Below are 20,437 nucleotides of genomic sequence, written 5' to 3'. Positions count from 1 at the left end.
ATATGTACCAAGTTTATTGATAATAGAATATAAGTATCATAGCCTTACACCCTATTTTATTTATATTAATGTGAGCACCGCTCATAAGTTCAGGTAAAGAGCCATTGAAAAAGCCTACGTGCTTTACGAAACCCACGATTTACGTTCTACTGTTCACTGATATCTACAAATGCTAATGTCATATTAGCCACACTTGCCACTATCTTTTAAAGACTGTCTTATCGTTGTTATGCGTACTCATAGGATATAAATATGAAACGCATTTTGATCAACGCAACTCAAAACGAAGAGATTCGTGTCGCCTTATGTACAGGCAATCATCTATACGATTTCGACCTAGAAAATCGTACCCGCGAGCAAAAAAAATCTAACATTTATAAAGGCCATGTAACCCGTGTTGAGCCATCGCTTGAAGCGGTATTTGTCGAGTACGGCTCTCAGCGCCAAGGATTTTTGCCGATTCGTGAAATCTCTGCCGAATACCTAAGCGGTAACCCACGTGATGAAAACATCAAAAAACTGATTAAAGAAGGCGACGAGCTAATCGTCCAAGTCGAAAAAGAAGAGCGCGGTAACAAAGGCGCTGCCCTATCGACGTATGTCTCTTTGGCTGGTCGCTATCTGGTACTCATGCCAAATAACCCTCGTGGCGGCGGTATCTCACGTCAAATCTCAGGCAAGCTGCGCGAAGACATGAAACGTATGCTGAGCAATCTTGATTTGCCAAAAGGCATGAGTGTTATCATTCGTACCGCGGGTATCGGCAAGACGCAAGAAGACTTGCAACATGACCTTAACCATTTGCTTAATATCTGGCAGGCCATCCAAGAACAAAACCAAAAATATCCGTCACCGCGCCTTGTCCATCAAGAAGCAGGTGTCGTTACCCGTGCTGTCCGTGACTATTTGCGTGATGATATCGCTGAGATTTGGATTGATAACGAAAACGCTTATATTGAAGCAGCAGGCTTTATTGATGCAGTGATGCCAAAACAAGCCGAAAAGCTACGCAAATATACCGATTATGAACCAATGTTTTCGCGCTTTAATATCGAAAAACAAATCGAAACGGCCTATCAGCGTGAGGTACGTCTACCATCAGGTGGCTCAATCGTCATCGACCAAACAGAAGCCTTGGTCTCTATCGACATCAACTCAGCTAAGTCGACTAAAGGTTCAGACGTTGCTGAGACTGCTTATCATACCAACCTAGAAGCGGCCGACGAGATTGCCCGTCAGCTGCGTTTGCGTGATATGGGTGGTTTGATCGTTATTGACTTTATTGACATGAATGACAATAAGCATCAAAAGAAGTCGAAAAGCGTCTAATTGATGCGACCAAATACGATCGTGCTCGCGTCCAGTTTGGTGATATCTCTAAATTTGGTCTGATGGAAATGAGCCGTCAGCGTCTACGTCCATCATTAGAAGAATCAACTGGTTATATCTGCCCACGTTGCCATGGTAACGGTATGATTCGTGACCTGCGTTCATTGTCGCTCTCTATCATGCGTCAAATTGAACAAATTGCGCTCAAAGAACGCCAAGGTGAAGTACAAGCGGAAGTTCCAACCGACATCGCAGCATTTTTGCTAAATGAAAAGCGTGACAGCTTGGTTTATCTTGAGCAAGATAGTGGCACTCGTATCACGATTTTGCCGCACGCCCATTTAGAGTCACCAAACTTTAAGCTGCACTTTAACCGCGACGGATTTGCCCCATCGAGCTACGAGCGTATCACTGATACCCAGCAACAAGAGCACAGTGACCTTGGCTACAATGTCGACTGGCAAACGGCTGAAAAAGAGCGCCCTGAGCAGCAGCCTACTCGCCAGCCTCGTAAACCGTCAAATGATAACAACAAGCAGAGCACAGCCACGCAATCGCAGAACGATACCGTCAATCATAGCAATGATCGCCGTAATCATAAAAATGCTAATGACGCTGCGCCAGCGCGCGCACCACAAGCCAGTCAACCTAAAAACGTTGTAGCGCCAGTCGCAGCGCAAGCTCAAAATGTGGAAGCCACTGCTCAACCAAAAGCAGTCGCTTGGTTATCAAATCTGTTTGCGCAAGCACCGCAAGCCACCACCACACCTAGTGTCAGTAGTCGCGATGCCGCTGAAGCGATCGAGGCCTTGGTAAATACTGGCGCACAAAGCTTAGGCTCATTTGGCCAAGTTGATAGCAATGCATTGAATAGTGGCGCTTCAAATAGTGAGCAGCCAACTCAACAAAACAATCATCAGAAAAACGACAACCAACCATCAGATAGCAACGCTAATCGTCAACAGACACGCCGTACTAACGACAGCGATACTGATGACAGCAATAACGAAGACAGAAGAAGACGTAAGCCGCGTAAGTCAAGAAACTCAAAGCCGCGTCAAAGAAAAGAAGCGACTGACGAGACGACTGACCATACCAATAGCGGTGCTGATGAGAAATCGTCTGACACGCAAGGCCAACAACAGCAAGACAAGCGTCAACAGGAAAACAGACGTACGAACGATCGCAATCGTAATAACCGTCAAGACAACAGCAATCGTCAAGACAATAACCAAAAAGCAAACGATCGTAATGACGCAGACAACGTAACTGGCCAAAAAGCTGATGAGCAAGTGCGCGCTAAGCGTAAATCGCATAGCCAACGTGGCTCACGCGGAAAGCTAGAGCGCGGTGAGACGCTAACGGCTGACGATGTTAAGCAAAACAAGCAGCAAAATGGTAGAAATAGCGACGATGCCAATGGTAAAAACCAATCTGGCACACGTCGTAGTCAGGACCCTAATGAAGTCGTGCTACAAGTCAATGAAGCACCGACCAAGCTAAAGGCGTCAGAAGTTGTACACTTATCTTTAGATGATAGCAAGTCCACGCCTGCTAAGCCTCAATCTAGCGATAAACAACGCTCAACAAACGGCACGGCAAAGAACGAGAGCACAAAAGATCACGCTACTCAGCAAGCTGCCAACAAGCCTAGTAACAGTGAGAAAAATACTGACCAAAAGGTGACAATAAAAGGGTACGGTAGAGACGTCTGAGAATCAGACTCAAAACAACCAAGAGGCGACTACTAACGCTAAGGTGCAAAACAATGCACCTGATCGTAAGCAGAGCACTGATAATAAAAATCAGTCAGAACAAGCGCAACCAACCTCTTCTAGCGACCAACCAGCCTCTGCTGGCGACGTAGACAGTCAGTCAGTTAGTACAAAAACGGCTGATGCAGAACAGGCCAAAACCAAGCCCGAGCATCAGAAAGCTGAGACCACTGATACTGGTACCACTGATAATGTCAGTAAAGCTGAAGAAGCTAAAAAGTTCCAGCTAATGACAGTGGTGCCAATGATAAAGGCATGAGTAACTCAGCACTTGAGTTAACACACGAATCACTGTTTGGTGAACGTTACGTGACTGCTGAGAAGTTTGGTCAAGCTAGCAACGACCCACGTGTGGTACGTGCTCAGCAAGCAAAAGCAACACCTCAGGTCGAAGCTACTACTGTAAGTGTAGCAGCGATACGTGGCACCGTTGGTGAGTTTATTCGTGCGACGCTGCCAGACGCGCAAACTCGCTTAGCAGAAAATGGCGTTATCAGCTGCTTTATCGAGACAATTGCCTTGTATAACGAGCAAGCGCAATCTGCAGATAATAGCACCAACGTTGAGAATGCTGTCGATGACAACCATAGCAACAATATGGCCAGTCAGCGCTTTGACTTTAGCAACTATGGCTACCAGCCATTAGCAGCCGATTACTTGGCACGCTTCGCAGCGATGACTCAAGCAGTCAGTCAATTTGCAGTAGCTCAAGGCAAAACCGCCGTTGAACCACGTGCCATTGGCAAGCGTGCCAGCAATGATCCACGCGGTCAGCATCCTGACTACCAAGAGCCAGCTGTGTTGAGTGTTCCTACAAAGCAGACTTCGAGCAATGAAGCATCGCTAGTAAATACTAAGCAAAACAATAGCGAAGTGGATGCACATAACGTTGAAGCGACAGCACTGGCCAATCAAGCTCAGGCTGACCATGTCAGCGCTGATAGTGAGAAATTGCTAGAAGTCGAGCAAGCGCAATCAGCTGCTAACCGTGTAGAAGCTCAAGCCAGTGAAGCACAAGGAGTCAATACGACGGAAGCTGATGCAACACAGGCAGATGTAGAAAAGTCTGATGCAGAAGAGGCTGAGCAAACAACCGAATCTAAAGTAGAAGAATCTGCTAAAGAGACGAGCAAAGATGACAGTCAAGCAGCTAAATCTAAGACCACCATCGCCAGCTATAAAAACATGATCGAGAATGTGGCTGAGCAATTGCTGCCACAGACCGGCATGTTTAACCTGACGACGCCGAAGGTTCCAAAGGCACGCAGTCGCAAGCCCAAAACGGATCATAAAAAACCGACCCAAGCTGAGAAGCTTGCGTCTGATGATACCGATAGCGAAAGCTAATATATAGAAGCAGAAATATAAAAGCCCCAAAGCTACTAATAGCTTTGGGGCTTTTTGTTTTAATAGGTTTTTGTTTAATTATCTATTTAGAATAAAATTGGACATAAGATAAAACCACAAACCAGCTTAATGAGTAGAAGAAGCCTTATCATCTTTGCCGCGAACTTTATCAATAATGGTAAGCAATGCCACAACTGCCACACCGATAATAAAACCAATAACACCATTTAATACGGTGGTTGTTACTCCTTCAAAAATACCAGTGAGATGTGCGATATCCTCTACACCGTGATGCAAAAAGCCAATACCATGTACTAAGATACCGCCACCCACTAAGAACATAGCCAACGTCCCTGCAATGGATAAAAACTTCATGAGCTTTGGCGCGGCGGCAAACATCACCTTACCTAATTTCTTCTTAAACGTGCTTTCTTGCTCCATCAGATGTAGGCCTGCATCATCTATTTTGACAATACCAGCGACCAAACCATAAATACCAATCGTAATACCAATTGCCAAGATGGACAATACTAAACTGCGTTCTAGCAAAGTAGCACTTGCCGTTGCGCCTAGTGCAATCACGATAATCTCAGCGGATAAGATAAAATCTGTACGTATGGCCCCTTTGATTTTTTCTTTTCAAATGCCACTAAATCGACTGTTTCATCGGCATTGGCTTTTCGGCGAGCATTTTGTTCTTCATCATGTGGCAATGCATGTGGCCAAAACCGATGTATGACTTTTTCAGCCCCCTCATAAACCAAGAACAGACCGCCACACATCAATAAAAACGTGACAAGCGGTGGATAAATCGCACTAATCAATAACGCTGCTGGTACCAAAATGAGCTTATTGATGAACGAGCCCTTAGCAACTGCCCAGACAACAGGTAGTTCGCGGTTGGCTTTGACACCAGTAACTTGCTCAGCATTCAACGCCAAATCATCGCCCAATACCCCAGCGGTTTTTTTGGCAGCGACTTTGGTCATGACGGAGACGTCATCCAATATCACACTGATATCATCAAGTAAGGTTAATAAACTGGCACCTGCCATGTGTGCTCCTTAAAGCAAATTTGTTGAAGTAAGTACTACTGAAATCATTAAAACAAAGTTTTTATTAGAGTTCTTATAAAAACAATTCTTATAATAACAATGCTGTTAGCAGTAGACTACAAGGGCACGTCCATATATTACATAGTACAAATGTATCTTATTTTTTGAATTTGTGTTGTCAGCTATTCTTAAAAGTTGGGATTATTTGCATTTATTAGACAGTGCATTTGAGCTGTCATTATCCATAAATATGCTAATATAGCGATTTTACCGCTTATCTTTACTATCAATCATTTATAAAAACTTCTGTAAAATTAAACCTTTAAAACACTATACAGACACCTTACTATATATTGTAATCCACAACGCTTTGTATATAACGAACTCATGTCTAGGCGCGATGCCTATAGGAAATCCATATGCCGTCATCCATTAGCAAAAATACCACGACGAATAATTTTTTCTCTCGTACTACCCTATCTCGTTTTGTGATGAGTGCCTTGCTAGTAGGTGTTGCTGCTGGCTGCTCAAACAATGCAGCGGATGCAACCGGTAATACCAGTGTTGTCAACGCGGCGCAGACCAAGGATGCACCAGCCAAAGCGTCAGCTGATAATGACTCTGCAGTAGTTAGTGCATTACAAGCAAACCTAAAGGCCTCTGGTATCGAAGAAACGATCGTCTCAGCGGTACCAACAGATATGGACGGTATTTATTGGGTGACTGCTGAAGGGCTACCCTCTTTCTTTACCGATAAGTCGGGTAAGCATATTATCCAAGGACAGATCGTTGCCGTTGGTGGTGATACGCCAGTTGATATCAGTGCTGCTTTGGCGGCCAGTACCGCGCAAGAAGCGTTACAAGCTGTTGATAAAAAAGAGATGATCATTTATCCAGCAAAAGGTGAGACCAAAGCGGTCGTCTATGCCTTTACTGATGCCGACTGTGGCTACTGCCGTAAACTACATTCAGAAATGGATGATATCAATGCGCGCGGTATCGAAGTGCGATATCTCGCATGGCCACGCAGTCAAGAGTCTGTGCCAAAGATGGAAGCGATTTGGTGTAGTCAGGATCGTAACGCAGCGATGGATCAAGCAAAAATGGGTGCCAATGTGCAAGCGCCTAGCTGTGCTACCCTGTGCAAGCGCATATGGCTCTAGGATCAAGACTGGGTGTACGCGGTACCCCTGCCATCTTTACTGAAGCAGGCGAGCAAGTAGGTGGCTATTTACCTGCAGCACAACTGGCGCAAGCTGTCGGTGCAAACTAATACTTAATCCTAACATGTGATATTTTTAATATATTCTAATATCTACCGTTTATATGAATGGATTTAAATATAAGACAGCACCGCTTGAGCAATATCTGAGTATGCCAAGTACAGATGAGCACGATAGTTATTCTATAATCTATACCCTATATAACCTTATCGACATTGTGTAGACGTCACAACTGCTTGTCGGTATGATACGATAAAGCGCGATGCAAAATTAGCAATACCCTTTTATCTGAGCATTTTTTATTCAACTATAATGAAGTATGTATGCAAAGTAGCACTAGAAAATGCCTATAGACTGCCGGTGTTATGCCGCAGACTCATTTGCTATTGCCCCAGCGTTATGCCCGCTTCATTATATTTAACCTCTTGAGGATACTGTGAGCAATTCCATCAAACTAGCGATACTTGGTTTAGGCACCGTCGGAACAGGTGTGATCAACCTAATCAATGACAATTTAGATGAGCTAAAACGCCGTAGTGGACGCGATATTATTATTACCGAAGTGGGTACGCGCCGTCAGCGTGATGATATTGATACCAGCATCATGCAAAACAGTGACTTGATGGCAATTGCGGCAAGCGACAATGTCGATATCGTTATCGAAGTGATTGGTGGTACGACCTTGGCTAAAGACGTCATCATGCAAGCTATTAAAAACGGTAAGCATGTCGTAACTGCAAATAAAGCGCTATTGGCTGAACACGGTAATGAGATTTTTGCCTTTGCTGAAGAAAATAATGTCCATGTTGCTTATGAAGCAGCGGTGGCAGGCGGTATCCCAATTATCAAAGTGATGCGCGAAGCGCTTGCTGCCAATAAAGTTGATTGGCTCGCAGGTATCATTAACGGTACTGGCAACTTTATCATGACCGAAATGCGTGACAAAGGTCGCCCATTTGCCGACGTACTAGAGGAGGCGCAAGAGCTGGGTTATGCAGAAGCAGATCCAACTTTTGATGTGGAAGGCATCGACGCGGCGCACAAACTAGCCTTGCTTGCCTCGATTGCCTTTGGTATCCCGCTACAGTTTGACAAAGTCTACTGTGAAGGCATCACTGGTATCACACTACAAGATGTCAACTACGCCGAAGAGCTTGGCTATCGCATCAAACATTTAGGATTTGCAGTACGCCGTGATGGTCAAGGCAACAGTGATGATGCTGGCGTTGAGTTGCGTGTACATCCAACGCTTATTCCACAAGATGCGTTGCTTGCCAATGTCAACGGCGTAAAAAACGCGGTATTGGTCAACTCACATCCACTTGGGCAAACACTCTACTGCGGTGATGGCGCTGGTGCTGGTGCTACTGCTTCGGCAGTGATGGCCGACGTCATGGATCTCGTCCGTGTATTAGGTAGCAAAAGTGGCGACGAGCAAAACAGCAGCGAGCAAAACAATCGTGGACACCATGTACCGCACTTAGCATTTATCCCTGAGCAACTCTCAGACACACCAATATTACGTGCTGAGCAGATGATTACTGGTTACTACTTACGTGTACATGCTTATGATAGCCCAGGTGTTTTAGCGGACATCACTCGCATCCTAAGCGATGCAGGTATCAATATCGATGCCATTCTACAGAAACCTGCGCATAAAGTTGGTCAAGTACCTGTCATTATCTTAACCCTACCTGTGGTCGAGAGTCAGATGAATCTCGCTATCGAAAAAATTGAAAAATTAGAGACCATTACTGATAAAGTAGTACGCATTCGCTTAGATGAGCTGGCTTAAAACATAATTTTAGCAAGCCACGCTTATCACCCCTTTATCAGTGAACCAGGCAAGTGCTAACTGATAAAGAGTAACAGCGAACCAGCCCTTACCTCTACCTCTCTATGAGGCACTTTCATTTAAAATACGTAAATAAGGAATAATAACGATGTCAAATGATGCAATTGTAATCTTAAACGGCGCACGTACACCAATGGGCGGCTTCCAAGGCATACTAAAAGACATGAGTGCTAGCGATTTGGGCGCTGCTGCAATCAAAGCCGCTGTCGAACGCTCAGGCGTTAGTGTCGATGATATTGATGAAGTAATCATGGGTTGTATCTTGACTGCAGGTTTGGGTCAAGGCCCTGCCCGTCAAGCCATGCGCAAAGCTGGATTGTCTGACGCGACTGGCGCGGTCACCATTAACAAGCTATGCGGCTCAGGTCTAAAAGCCGTCATGCAAGCACATGATGGCATCAAAGCTGGTAGCTTCAATGTTGCTGTAGCTGGTGGTATGGAGTCAATGACCAATGCACCGTATCTGATGCCAGGGTCGCGTGGTGGCTACCGCATGGGTCACAAAGAAGTCAAAGATCATATGTTCTTAGACGGTCTAGAAGATGCTGAGACTGGTAAGCTCATGGGTATGTTCGCTCAAGAAATGGCGGATAAAAAAGGCTATACACGTGAAAAGATGGATGAGTTTGCCATCGAATCACTCAGTCGCGCGCTAACCGCTATCAAAGACAATCACTTCAAAGATGAAATTGAGCCTGTGACGTTTGAAACTCGTAAAGGCGAGCAAACGGTCGATACTGATGAGCAACCAGGCCTAGCGAATGCTGATCGTATCCCAAGCTTACGCCCAGCATTTGCAAAAGACGGTACGATCACTGCAGCCAATGCCAGCTCAATCTCAGACGGTGCTGCTGCTGTCGTCGTCATGAAAGAGTCACAAGCAAAGGCTGAAGGTCTGGATTATCAAGCTCGCATCGTTGCCACTGCTTCAAACTCGTCACCCAAGCGAATTCACCATCGCTCCGATCGGTGCCATCGAAAAAGTACTAGCAAATGCTGGCTGGTCAGTCGCTGATGTGGATCTATGGGAAATTAACGAAGCTTTTGCGATGGTCACTATGGCGGCTATGGACGAGCTAAACATCGACCACGCCAAAGTTAACGTTGAAGGCGGCGCTTGTGCGCTTGGTCATCCAGTAGGCTGTTCAGGTGCACGAATCCTAGTGACACTCATCAATTCTCTCAAGCGTACCGGCGGCAAAAAAGGCGTTGCGACACTTTGTATTGGTGGCGGCGAAGCAGTTGCCGTTGCTATTGAGCTTCCTTAAGTAAAAGCAATACTAGCGTGTCGTTGCTCAGATAGCTCGTAACATTTAACTTCACGCATTTATTGGTATTTATCTTTTGTTCAAGAACCGCATTGCTCATTGCTCTGCGGTTTTTTTGTGTCTATTGATTCAACGTTAACTTCAAACATTTCTTTGTGTTAAGACTCGTTAAGTTGTACCCCACCTATGTTATACCACTTACAGCCTATTACATGTAATTACCCCAAGCGCACATTTTGCTACCTTGCTCATGTATTTCATCCAAAATCATAGTGTTAGGATGGCTACAAGTTGATGCAGAGATGTTGTGATATATCTCTTAACTTACTTATTGAAATTCGATTATTGGAAGTAATTTTTGCCCAGAATTTAAAATAAGTATTCATCAGCAATTTTAAGAATATCCATTTATAAAATAATTTTTACAAATACTAACTCATAAAAAGGAAGACAATAATGAGCCAACTAATCCGTTTAAAAGATATTCAAGCCACTCATCGTGACCTAATCGGTGATGACTATTATGATCCAACAGACAAAACTGCTTACGGCGTTAATGAAGAAAAAATCGGTAAAATTGAAGGTGCGTTAGTAGAAGACACTACTGGCCGTATTCGTTACCTAATCGTTGATGCAGGTGGCTGGTTTAGCTCAAAAGAGGTATTAGTACCAGCGGGTCTTGCTCGTATTGTTGGTGATGATGTTTTCTTCGATAGCTTGACCAAGTCTCAAGTAGAAGCCATGGAAGTATATGACCACGACTATCAGTACAGCTATAAAGAGCAATACGAAAAAGATCGTCAAGCGTTTACTGCTGATACCGTTCCAGCTGAAGAGCGCGTAGACATCGCAGACCATTCTTATGATGCACCAAACACACTAGAGCTTTTAGAAGAGCGTTTAACTGTCAATAAAGACCGTATCGTTGCAGGCCTTGTAAAAGTTGGCAAACATGTTGTGACTGAAGAGCGCAATGTCGAGGTTGAGCTAGAAGAAGAACATGCTGATATTCAGCGCACTAGCGTTGATCGCCCAACAGACCGCCGCATCGGTGATATGGATACTAATGATACCGTTGAAGTTGAGTTAGAAGCAGAACGTGCTCGTGTTGGTAAAGACACTTATGTGTCTGAAGAAGTTAATGTTGGTAAAACAACAGAGCGTCATACTGAAACTATCGTTGAGACTATCCAGCGCGAAGAGCTAGACGTTAATAATGACGGTAATGTGGTCGACCGTGAAGGCAATTTAGTTGACCGTGATGATATCACAGCAGATGATGTACGCCGCGCTCGTGGTATGTAATACCCTGATACTTTGCGTCTTTTAATGTCATTGTGATTTCATTATGAGATGTGATAATAATAGGTAGCTAAGCATTTTGACTTAGCAGATTAAGACCAGAGCATATCTCTGGTCTTTTTTGTATCGATAATATGGGGACGTGAGTTATTATAGTAATGATTAATGATAGTAATAAATTCAATATCATTCGTTAACATTGCATTTTGCCCGATTCATCATTTTATAATTATAAGGAAATAAAAATGACTACTGACCATACAGAAAACTTATACCAAGACGATTTGGAAAACCAAAAAAGCACACTAGCTGATGAAACCGCCAATGTCGTCAATGTTGGGCATTTGGAGCTATTAGAAGAGCGACCTGTCATCAATAAAGAGCGCCTAGACGTTGGTAAAGTGACTGTCACCAAGCATGCCCGAACCAAGACCATTGAAGTGCCTATTGAGCTTATAGAAGAATACATTACCATTCGCACTGAGTATCATGATGCAGAGAGTCAAGAATTACTGTCAGGTAACTATGATGACAGAGATATATTGCGTCATGTTGAACCCTCACTAGATAGTAAAGCCGTGGTGACCGTCAATGGTAAACAAATAGAGGTTGGTAACGAGCCGATTGAAATCGTTTTATCACGCCAAGTAGCAACTATTACTAAAGATACCTACGCCATCCAAGAAATTGAAGTCAATAAGAGCACACATATCCATACCGATAGTATTCAAGTAGAGTTGAAACATGAAGAGCTCGATGTGACTGAAGAAGGGTTTTTGGCACATGAGGCCAATGCTACTCGACCAAAATAAATGAGATACTGGTGATTTAATCATCAGCATAGATAAATCACTGACAAAAAAAAGCAACGCTAATCTCGCGTTGCTTTTTTTTGTGTGGTACGTAGTAATCAAAATTTTATACTTTATTACATTCAAACGTATTTACGGTTGACTCATCTTCTCCAGCTGTACGCATGACACCAGTTTCGCGTTCTTCATGCGCCACACGCCACTGAGTAAACCCTTGACCGCCATCTAACCCTGTGGCAACTTCAAACACTTCTGGATTACTGCCTTCATTGGTCTGATTCAGTGTTACTGTTCCCATATCAGTGGCAACGACCACTTGATTGGCATCTTCTTTATAAGTCGCTTCAACTTTTAGCTCAGGTGAACACAGATACGATACCTGCGTCACACCGCTGTTTACCGATGCGACCGTATCACCTTCTACTTCATTAAGTGAAGCATCTTCAGTATTTACAACGACATCACTTGGCTCAGCAGGCTCGGCTGACATTGGTACAGATTCTTCAGCATTGACACCATCTTCCATACTTGACTCTGGCTCTGATTGTTGCTGACAGGCACTGATCGTTAATGCACCAGCGAGCAACCCCGTCAATGCGACTGAAGTACGCAATTTTTTAATAATTCTAAACTCATAACGCTCTCCCAAATAGGTATACTAAACACTATAGCGTGTCCATAAATTCACGCCTATGCTGAATTTGTAAGCAATCAATACAAAGTGTTCATCTGCTATAGAACGGTAAATTATAGAACAAGCAGCCTTGATAAGATATAAAAAGCCCCTATCTGGTTGAGATAAGGGCTTACTATTTAGCAGTCTACAGACTTTAATCATAATTACTAATGATTAAAAGACCATACTGATTAGATTTTGCCGTGGCACTGTTTGTACTTGAGCCCTGAACCACAAGGACAAGGGGCATTACGGCTAATATTCATACCAGCATACGGGTTTGGCTCATTGGCGTTGCTACCACTGGCTGCCATAGCAGCGCCAGCTGCTGCCGTACCACTAAGGCTGCGGTTTTGTGGTTGCGGCTGAGCGGCTGCACTGTTTACATTGCTATCTAAATTATCTACGTCATCATGTTCAAACTGCATTTGCATATGCGCCGCATTCTCACGTTGCTGAGCTTCCAACGCCTCTAGCTCTTCTTTGGTTGGGATATGAACACGTGATAAATCTTGTACCGTTTCAGACTTAATCGCCCCAAGCATCATTTGGAACAATTCAAATGATTCACGCTTGTATTCCTGCTCAGGGTTTTTCTGCGCATAGCCGCGTAGATGGATACCTTTACGCAGCTGATCCATCTGTGTCAAATGCTCTTTCCAGTGCTTGTCTAGACTCTGTAGCATAAAATGACGCTCAAGCTGGGCGGCGTCTTGCTCACCCATTTGCTCACGGCGGCTGTGATAACGGTCTATGGCTGTTTGGATAATCTTGGCACGCAGTCCTTCTTCATCTAGACGGCGGTCTTCATCTAGCCAATCGTTGATCGGCATCGTGACTTTAAACTCGTCCTCAAGCTCATCTTCTAATCCGTCAATGTTCCACTGATCGTCGATCGAGCCAGGCGGAATGAACTGGTTGATCATGGCGTTATAGACTTCATGATGCATCACTTCAATGGCTTCTAATAAGTCCATTTCGGCAAGCAAATCATCACGCTGACCATAGATAACTTTACGCTGCTCGTTGGCAACATCATCATATTTCAACAGATTCTTACGTGCATCAAAATCGCGGCTCTCAACTTTACCTTGCGCGTTTTCGATCGATTTTGACACCATCTTGTGCTCGATGGCTTCGTCTTCTTTTAGACCCATGGCACGCATCATATTGACCACGCGATCGCCTGCGAAGATACGCATCAAATCATCTTCGAGCGATAAGAAAAAGCGCGACATCCCAGGGTCACCCTGACGACCAGCACGACCACGTAACTGGTTATCGATACGGCGTGATTCATGACGCTCAGAGCCAATGATATGCAAACCACCCGCCGCTACCACTTGGTCATGCTTCACCTGCCACTGAGACTTTAGGCGCTGCATCTCCTCCGGACTGACCGAATCGACATCTTCAATAAACGACTGCCAATTACCACCAAGGATAATATCCGTACCACGACCTGCCATGTTGGTGGCGATCGTCACTGATTTTGGGCTACCAGCCTGTGCGATAATCTCAGCTTCACGCTCATGCTGCTTGGCGTTTAGGACGTTATGCTTCACGCCTTCTTGATCGAGCAAATAAGACAGTTCTTCACTGGCTTCAATGGTCGCTGTACCGACCAGCACAGGTGCACCTTTGGCTTGAATGTCTTTAATCTCGCGGATAATGCCCTTGTATTTGCCTAACTTGGTTAAGAAAATCTGATCATCCATATCGATACGAGCAATCGGCTCATGCGTTGGAATGACGATGACATCTAGATCGTAAGTAGATTTAAATTCTGCCGCTTCAGTATCAGCGGTACCCGTCATACCAGACAGCTTGTCATATAGACGGAAGTAGTTTTGGAATGTGGTGGTTGCAAGTGTTTGGTTTTCTGCTTGGATTTCAACGTTTTCTTTGGCTTCTACTGCTTGATGCAGACCTTCTGACCAGCGGCGACCAGGCATAGTACGGCCTGTGTTTTCATCAACGATGACCACCTCGCCTTCATCGACGATATAGTGGACGTTTTTGACAAATACATGATGCGCACGGATGGCAGCTTGGACGTGAGCCAATAACGGCAAGCGGCTTGGACTATATAAACTTTCGTTTTCACCAAGCTCGCCCACTTCGACTAGGAAGCGCTCGATTTTTTCATAGCCTTTTTCGCTAATCTCAATCTGACGGTTTTTTCATCAATCCAAAAATCTTCATCTTCGTTATTTTTATTGGCTTCTTCGTCTTTTGAGCGCTTAAGCCGTGGAATGATGGTGTTAATCAGCGCATACATGCGCGAAGAGTCTTCGGCTTGCCCTGAGATAATCAGCGGCGTACGTGCCTCATCGATTAAGATTGAGTCAATCTCATCGATAATACAAAAGTTTAGCGGGCGCTGTTTTTTCTCTTTTAGACTAAAGACCATGTTGTCACGCAAATAATCAAAACCGTACTCGTTGTTGGTACCGTACGTGATATCGGCTTGATAGGCGTCGATTTTTTCTTGTGGCGGCTGCTGTGAGTAAATCACGCCGACAGTCATGCCCAAAAAGTTAAAGAGCGGACGGTTGAGCTCCGCATCACGCGCCGCAAGATAGTCGTTGACCGTGACCAAATGCACGCCTTTACCACTGATGGCATTGAGATACATCGCCAAGGTGCCCATTAGGGTTTTACCTTCGCCCGTTTTCATCTCAGCGATTTTGCCTTCGTGCAAGGTGATACCACCGATCAGCTGTACGTCATAATGGCGCATACCATTGACACGCAATGAGGCTTCGCGGCAGACGGCAAACGCCTCTGGCAATAGTGCATCTAAGCTTTCGCCTTTTTGGTGGCGGGCTTTGAACTCTGCCGTTTTTTGTTGTAGTTGCTCATCAGACAGGGCTTGTATTTCAGCCTCTTGTGCGTTGATCTTGCTGACCACTTTACGCATGCGTTTTAGTTCGCGGTCATTTTTGGTGCCAACCACACTGCCTATAATCTTTGATAACATAATTTTTTGACCTATGGAATATTCGATAATTAGTGCGCATTAGCCAAAGCTTAGCTCGTGGCCTTGTCATTACCCGACTAAGTACTACCTAATTTAGTATCGCCCAATTAAGTGTGCCGTCATTATATATGGTTATGGCGCTGATGGATACAAGGGCGGTGAGTAGATATTTGCCAAGGCAAAAACCGAGCAGGACGTGTTAAAATAGCGCTTACTTTATTAAATTTCTTAGCTTTTTTGGCGCCTGTATGTGATAGCTATGAGGTGGCTGTCATATGGCGCTGTCGATATAATCTAGCCTAAATCTAATCGTTATATCCTTCTTCGGTACGTACCAGGCGCATTTGTTATATCAACTCTATCGTACCAAAACAATCTATAAAACTGGCGCTAATCCGAAACCAGCTGCCGCAAATGCTATTTAATAAAAATCTATCGAAACATAATAAGAGACTCTGCATGACCGTAAAGCCGTCCGTCCAAAATCATTCATCTATTTCTACTCAATCAGATAATGCCTTATCAAAACCAAATACATCTGACTGTTTAAGCATCGGCGATACCGTCTATAACTTAGCAGATCATACGCCAATGATGGTGCAATATCTAACCATGAAAGCCAACTATCCACAAGCATTGCTGCTATACCGGATGGGGGATTTTTATGAGCTGTTCTTTGATGATGCTAAGCGGGCGGCGCAAATATTAGACATCACTCTGACGCGTCGTGGTACGGATAAAGCGGGCAACCCGATAGCGATGGCGGGCGTTCCTTTTCATGCAGCCGATAGCTACATGGCACGCCCTCATCGCGGCTGGGCAAACGGTCGTCGTGTGTGAGCAAATTGACGAGTCGACAACGACCAATGCTGGCAGCGCCAACAATAATGCCAATATCCCTGCGATGGGCGACAAGCAAAAAAAAGACAAAAGTAAATCGGCGGCTGGTAGCATCATGCGCCGTGAAGTGGTCAAAACGCTGACAGCAGGTACTATTACTGATGATGCACTCATTGCACCAAACCATACACCGACTGTCGTCGCCATCGATATTGCTCATTTAAAAACGCAAGATAATAGCCAGACGTTACAAGCAGCTGTTAGCCAAATGGATCTAGCTGCAGGTACATTGACTACTCAGACGCTAATAGCAGATAAAAACGATATAGATGGATTGCAAACTCAAATGCTGACGGTACTTGCTCGTTTTGCGCCTAGTGAATGTATCATTAGTGAAGCACTCAGCGATAGCATTGGCGGCACTGATGGCACTGATGCACAGTGGATGCTGTGGTTACGGCAACATCTGGACTGCCCTATTATAGAAGTCGCGGCCAATGACTTTCACCGTACGCACGCGAGCGACACGCTTTGTCAGCAGTTTGAGGTGCAACGTCTCGATGGTTTGGGTATCGCAGATAACCTGCTGGCGCAAACTAGCTGTGCTGCGCTTATTCATTATGCACAGCAAACTCAGCAGCGCCATGTGCCACAAGTCAATCAGCTGATCGTTGAATACAGTGACGATTATTTGATTATTGATGCCAATAGTCAGCAAAACCTTGAGTTATTTAGTCCAGTCAGTAGTAGCGGTACTTCCCTAATATCCGTCCTTAACCATTGTCAAACGCCAATGGGCAAGCGACTGCTCATACAGCAAATGAAGCGTCCACTGCGTCAGCATGCGCGTATCAATATGCGTCTAGATGCGATAACGTCCCTATTGAATGCGGATGGTAATTCGAATCAAAATTCAGAAAATAGCTCACTGGTGACACGTTTACGAGAAACACTGAATACCATTGGCGATATTGAGCGAATCAGTAGTCGCATCGGGCTGATGAGTGCCAAACCTCGTGATTTACGCAAGCTCGCCGATGGTATCGCGAGCAGCGCCCAGATTACCACTCTACTGACAGTGTCAGGTATCAGCCATGAAGACGCTGGTCTATTACCCATGTTGATGCAGCAATTGCCTGCCAGGCTGCCAGCCGTTCAAGCGGTGGCTGAGTTAATCGAGCGTGCCATTGTCATTGAACCACCTGCACATATCCGTGATGGCGGTATGATAGCTGCCGGTTATGATGAAGAGTTCGATCGCCTCACCCATCTTCACGACAATATCCAAGTGACATTGGACGACATGGTAGAGCGAGCGCGTCAAGACAATCAATTACCGAGTCTAAAAGTCGGCTTTAATAAAGTCAGTGGCTTTTACTTTGAATTGCCCAAGATGCAAGCGAAAAATGCCCCTGCCCACTTTATCCGTCGGCAAACGCTCAAGAGTAGTGAGCGTTTTATTACTGATGAATTAAAAGAGGTCGAGACAGAATATCTGAGTGCGCAATCTTTGGCATTGGCTCGTGAGAAAACGCTGTACCAAGCGCTGCTCAACCAACTAAACGAGAACTTGGCTGAGCTACAACAACTGAGCGCTGCTATTGCCCAAATCGATGTCCTCAGTAATTGGGCGCAGCTTGCGACGACTTACCATTGGCAACGCCCAGTTATGGGAGGAGTTTCAGAAAATCAAAATAAATCTATAGCGAAAAATCAGACCCATATTGATATCCGCCAAGGTCGTCATGTCGTGGTCGAAGCGGCGTTAAATCAAGCGAACGCGAACAATCGAAACGGTGCTGCATCAAGTACAAATTATTTTGTCGCCAATGACTGCGTGCTGGGTAGTGCCAATGCTGATGAAGGACATCCTGAAAGACTGCTCCTCATCACTGGCCCTAACATGGGTGGTAAGTCTACCTATATGCGCCAAACAGCGCTGATTGTTTTGCTTGCTCATTGCGGCAGCTTTGTGCCCGCCGAGCATGCACATATTGGTGATATTGACCGTATCTTTACCCGTATCGGCTCAGCGGACGATCTGGCTGGTGGTAAATCTACCTTTATGGTTGAAATGATAGAGACGGCCAATATATTAAATCAAGCAACCCATAAATCACTGGTATTGATGGATGAAGTCGGACGCGGTACCGCCACCACTGATGGTTTGGCAATCGCTCATGCCTGTGTCAACCGTCTAGTCGATATTGGCTGCCTGACGTTATTTGCCACTCATTATTTTGAACTGACGCAATTGGGACAGACAAGTGACGATATTCGTAACGTCCACGTCGCCGCCAGTGAAATCGATGGTCAGCTACTCCTCCTTCATCAGATCTGTGAGGGCGCTGCAAGTTCTAGCTTTGGATTGCATGTCGCGAAGATGGCGGGTATCCCCACTCAAGTATTAAATGACGCCAAACGTTACTTCATAGACAATCTAAAAGCAGAAAATGAAAAAACTATTGATGATAAAAATGACTTAGCTAATTCAGTAACGGATAAACAGCTAGAACATAACAATAACGCTGTTCTAGAACCGCAGACTAGTTACATAGTACAATCACCAAATACAGAGGGATAATCTAAAGCAAAATCAGTTATTTAGCATAGAAGACGAACTAAGCGCCATTGATCCTGATAGCTTGACTCCCAAACAAGCGCACGATTTAATCTATCATTTGAAGAAAATCATTGGTCATTAAAGGGAATTGTCAAATCGTAGTAAAGGCGCTAAAATACGCTTTATTTTCGACTATTCTATTTAGCCAAAAGCCAAATCAATAACAGGTAGACATCACTATGACCTTTGTCGTTACAGATAACTGCATTCTTTGCAAATACACCGACTGTGTAGAAGTCTGTCCTGTGGACTGCTTTTATGAAGGACCAAACTTCCTTGTCATCGACCCTGATGAGTGTATCGACTGCGCGCTATGTGAGCCTGAATGTCCAGCCAATGCGATCTTCTCAGAAGATGAAGTACCCAAAGGGCAAGAGATGTTCACTCAGCTAAACGAAGAGCTGGCGCAAAAATGGCCAAACATCACAGAGATGAAAGAGCAGATGCCAGAAGCCGCCAAATGGGACGGCGTAGAAGGTAAGATTCAGTATTTAGAGAAGTAGGCAGCCTGATCGCACTTTGATGCGTGGATAAACCCGTCAATAAAAAACCACCGAGCGGCAACTGCTGTTCGGTGGTTTTTTATTCTTAAGGTTTTAAATCTACAATATCTATTACACTATTATCACCGATTAACACTATCATATCCTGCTCATAAGCGACCAATGGCAACCATGCAATAATAGATGGATATTTATCGATGACGCCATCCACCCGCGACTTATCGTTGGACTGATATAGCTTGCTGATAGGTTTGGCTTTATCGTTAATCACCGACCACTGTTTATCTAATGGCTCATACAGATGAGGCTGCTTACTTGGCGCGATTCCTGTTTCTAGCTCTTGAAACAAACGAGCACTTTTTTCCTTGTCATTTTTTACCGCGGCGACAGCTACATACGTAGGCGCTCCCCACTCTAAGTGCTGATACGGTGCTTGGGCTTGCTCTAAGCTGGTTTTCGGTATTTCATTAGCTTGAACGACTTCAAAGCGTAGCGTATCAAAAGCAATATAGACAGGCCTGCTATGAGCAATGTTATACATGCCATAGATAAAGGCTGCAAGCTGTAAAATAATAATGACTACCAAATCAAACTTTAATGACTTTTTATCCGGTTTGGCAACGATTAAAGTGAGTAAGGGACCAAGCACAGCGTCAATGACCAGCATCATGATAAATATATGAGTTACACCAACTGCTTTCGCAAGCGGTGCAGGATGCCATACCATAAATACTATATACAAACTCACTAATGCTATAAGAATAGAAATCCCAAGATGAATTCCAAAAGCTTTAAGACGAAAATTTAGAGAGGTATTTAGCATAGATTACATCAATATTTTATTTA

Annotated in this window: 10 protein-coding genes and 5 pseudogenes; 11 read left to right on the top strand and 4 right to left on the bottom strand. The window is 44.6% G+C overall.

Features of this window, described 5'->3' with window-relative positions:
- Positions 1-252: 252 nt before the first annotated feature.
- The 3 genes and pseudogenes from PKHYL_RS01965 to PKHYL_RS01955 form a co-directional block, all read left to right on the top strand.
- Positions 253-2,495: pseudogene (locus PKHYL_RS01965) on the top strand (Rne/Rng family ribonuclease); the annotation flags it as partial.
- Between the two features lie 592 nt (positions 2,496-3,087).
- Complete coding sequence (locus PKHYL_RS01960; RefSeq protein WP_240365858.1) at positions 3,088-3,363, top strand: hypothetical protein; 276 nt, start codon at positions 3,088-3,090, stop codon at positions 3,361-3,363.
- Positions 3,360-4,451 carry a hypothetical protein gene (locus tag PKHYL_RS01955; RefSeq protein ID WP_240365857.1) on the top strand — a complete coding sequence of 364 codons (1,092 nt, stop codon included), beginning with the start codon at positions 3,360-3,362 and terminating at the stop codon, positions 4,449-4,451. Before PKHYL_RS01960 ends, PKHYL_RS01955 begins: the two co-directional genes overlap by 4 nt.
- A gap of 126 nt (positions 4,452-4,577) precedes the next feature.
- Here the strand turns inward: PKHYL_RS01955 and PKHYL_RS01950 are convergent.
- Positions 4,578-5,506 (bottom strand): annotated as a pseudogene (locus tag PKHYL_RS01950) (DUF808 domain-containing protein).
- Between the two features lie 419 nt (positions 5,507-5,925).
- Here PKHYL_RS01950 and PKHYL_RS17040 point away from each other — a divergent pair.
- The 5 genes and pseudogenes from PKHYL_RS17040 (at position 5,926) to PKHYL_RS01925 (ending at position 11,966) form a co-directional block, all read left to right on the top strand.
- A pseudogene (locus PKHYL_RS17040) lies at positions 5,926-6,779 on the top strand (DsbC family protein).
- Positions 6,780-7,165: 386 nt separating this feature from the next.
- Entirely contained in the window at positions 7,166-8,524 is a 1,359-nt protein-coding gene (locus PKHYL_RS01940; RefSeq protein ID WP_240365856.1) for a homoserine dehydrogenase, read from the top strand.
- A 148-nt stretch (positions 8,525-8,672) separates the two neighbouring features.
- A pseudogene (locus PKHYL_RS01935) lies at positions 8,673-9,852 on the top strand (thiolase family protein).
- Positions 9,853-10,308: 456 nt separating this feature from the next.
- Positions 10,309-11,157: a DUF2382 domain-containing protein gene (locus PKHYL_RS01930; RefSeq protein ID WP_240365855.1), complete on the top strand. Its 849-nt coding sequence runs from the start codon at positions 10,309-10,311 to the stop codon at positions 11,155-11,157.
- A gap of 242 nt (positions 11,158-11,399) precedes the next feature.
- On the top strand, positions 11,400-11,966 hold the full coding sequence (locus PKHYL_RS01925; protein WP_240365854.1) for a YsnF/AvaK domain-containing protein: 567 nt from the start codon (positions 11,400-11,402) through the stop codon (positions 11,964-11,966).
- Between the two features lie 106 nt (positions 11,967-12,072).
- Here PKHYL_RS01925 and PKHYL_RS01920 read toward each other — a convergent pair whose 3' ends face one another.
- Together PKHYL_RS01920 and secA are read right to left on the bottom strand one after the other, a co-directional pair.
- Positions 12,073-12,615, bottom strand: a complete 543-nt coding sequence (locus PKHYL_RS01920; protein ID WP_240365853.1) for a hypothetical protein — start codon at positions 12,613-12,615, stop codon at positions 12,073-12,075.
- 218 nt (positions 12,616-12,833) lie between these two features.
- Positions 12,834-15,625 (bottom strand): annotated as a pseudogene (gene secA, locus PKHYL_RS01915) (preprotein translocase subunit SecA).
- Positions 15,626-16,084: 459 nt separating this feature from the next.
- Between secA and PKHYL_RS18450 the strand changes: the two are divergent.
- The 3 genes from PKHYL_RS18450 to fdxA all read left to right on the top strand — a co-directional run bounded on the left by PKHYL_RS18450 (position 16,085) and on the right by fdxA (position 19,591).
- A complete protein-coding gene (locus PKHYL_RS18450) occupies positions 16,085-16,465 on the top strand; it encodes a hypothetical protein (RefSeq protein WP_442966106.1) in 381 nt (126 codons plus the stop codon).
- Positions 16,404-19,049, top strand: coding sequence for a DNA mismatch repair protein MutS (gene mutS / locus PKHYL_RS01910; RefSeq protein ID WP_442966105.1), 2,646 nt, complete (start codon positions 16,404-16,406; stop codon positions 19,047-19,049). The genes PKHYL_RS18450 and mutS overlap by 62 nt, the downstream gene beginning before the upstream one ends.
- A 218-nt stretch (positions 19,050-19,267) precedes the next feature.
- Positions 19,268-19,591, top strand: a complete 324-nt coding sequence (gene fdxA, locus PKHYL_RS01905; RefSeq protein WP_011279554.1) for a ferredoxin FdxA — start codon at positions 19,268-19,270, stop codon at positions 19,589-19,591.
- Between the two features lie 85 nt (positions 19,592-19,676).
- On the opposite strand, the gene tfpZ is transcribed toward fdxA, so the two are convergent.
- Complete coding sequence (gene tfpZ / locus PKHYL_RS01900) at positions 19,677-20,333, bottom strand: TfpX/TfpZ family type IV pilin accessory protein (protein ID WP_240365852.1); 657 nt, start codon at positions 20,331-20,333, stop codon at positions 19,677-19,679.
- Between the last annotated feature and the right edge of the window lie 104 nt (positions 20,334-20,437).

The organism is Psychrobacter sp. KH172YL61 (genome assembly GCF_007182895.1).
In the GTDB taxonomy this organism is placed as follows: domain Bacteria; phylum Pseudomonadota; class Gammaproteobacteria; order Pseudomonadales; family Moraxellaceae; genus Psychrobacter; species Psychrobacter pacificensis.
Note: the sequence above shows the minus strand (reverse complement) of the source record. Positions and strands in the feature narration are given on the sequence as shown.

What these genes read in the sequence shown, in the direction of transcription:
- fdxA (WP_011279554.1), top strand. Translation starts at nt 19,268, where the DNA reads ATGACCTTTGTCGTTACAGATAACTGCATTCTTTGCAAATACACCGAC.
- PKHYL_RS18450 (WP_442966106.1), top strand. Translation starts at nt 16,085, where the DNA reads ATGACCGTAAAGCCGTCCGTCCAAAATCATTCATCTATTTCTACTCAA.
- PKHYL_RS01930 (WP_240365855.1), top strand. Translation starts at nt 10,309, where the DNA reads ATGAGCCAACTAATCCGTTTAAAAGATATTCAAGCCACTCATCGTGAC.
- PKHYL_RS01925 (WP_240365854.1), top strand. Translation starts at nt 11,400, where the DNA reads ATGACTACTGACCATACAGAAAACTTATACCAAGACGATTTGGAAAAC.
- PKHYL_RS01955 (WP_240365857.1), top strand. Translation starts at nt 3,360, where the DNA reads ATGAGTAACTCAGCACTTGAGTTAACACACGAATCACTGTTTGGTGAA.
- mutS (WP_442966105.1), top strand. Translation starts at nt 16,404, where the DNA reads ATGCAGCCGATAGCTACATGGCACGCCCTCATCGCGGCTGGGCAAACG.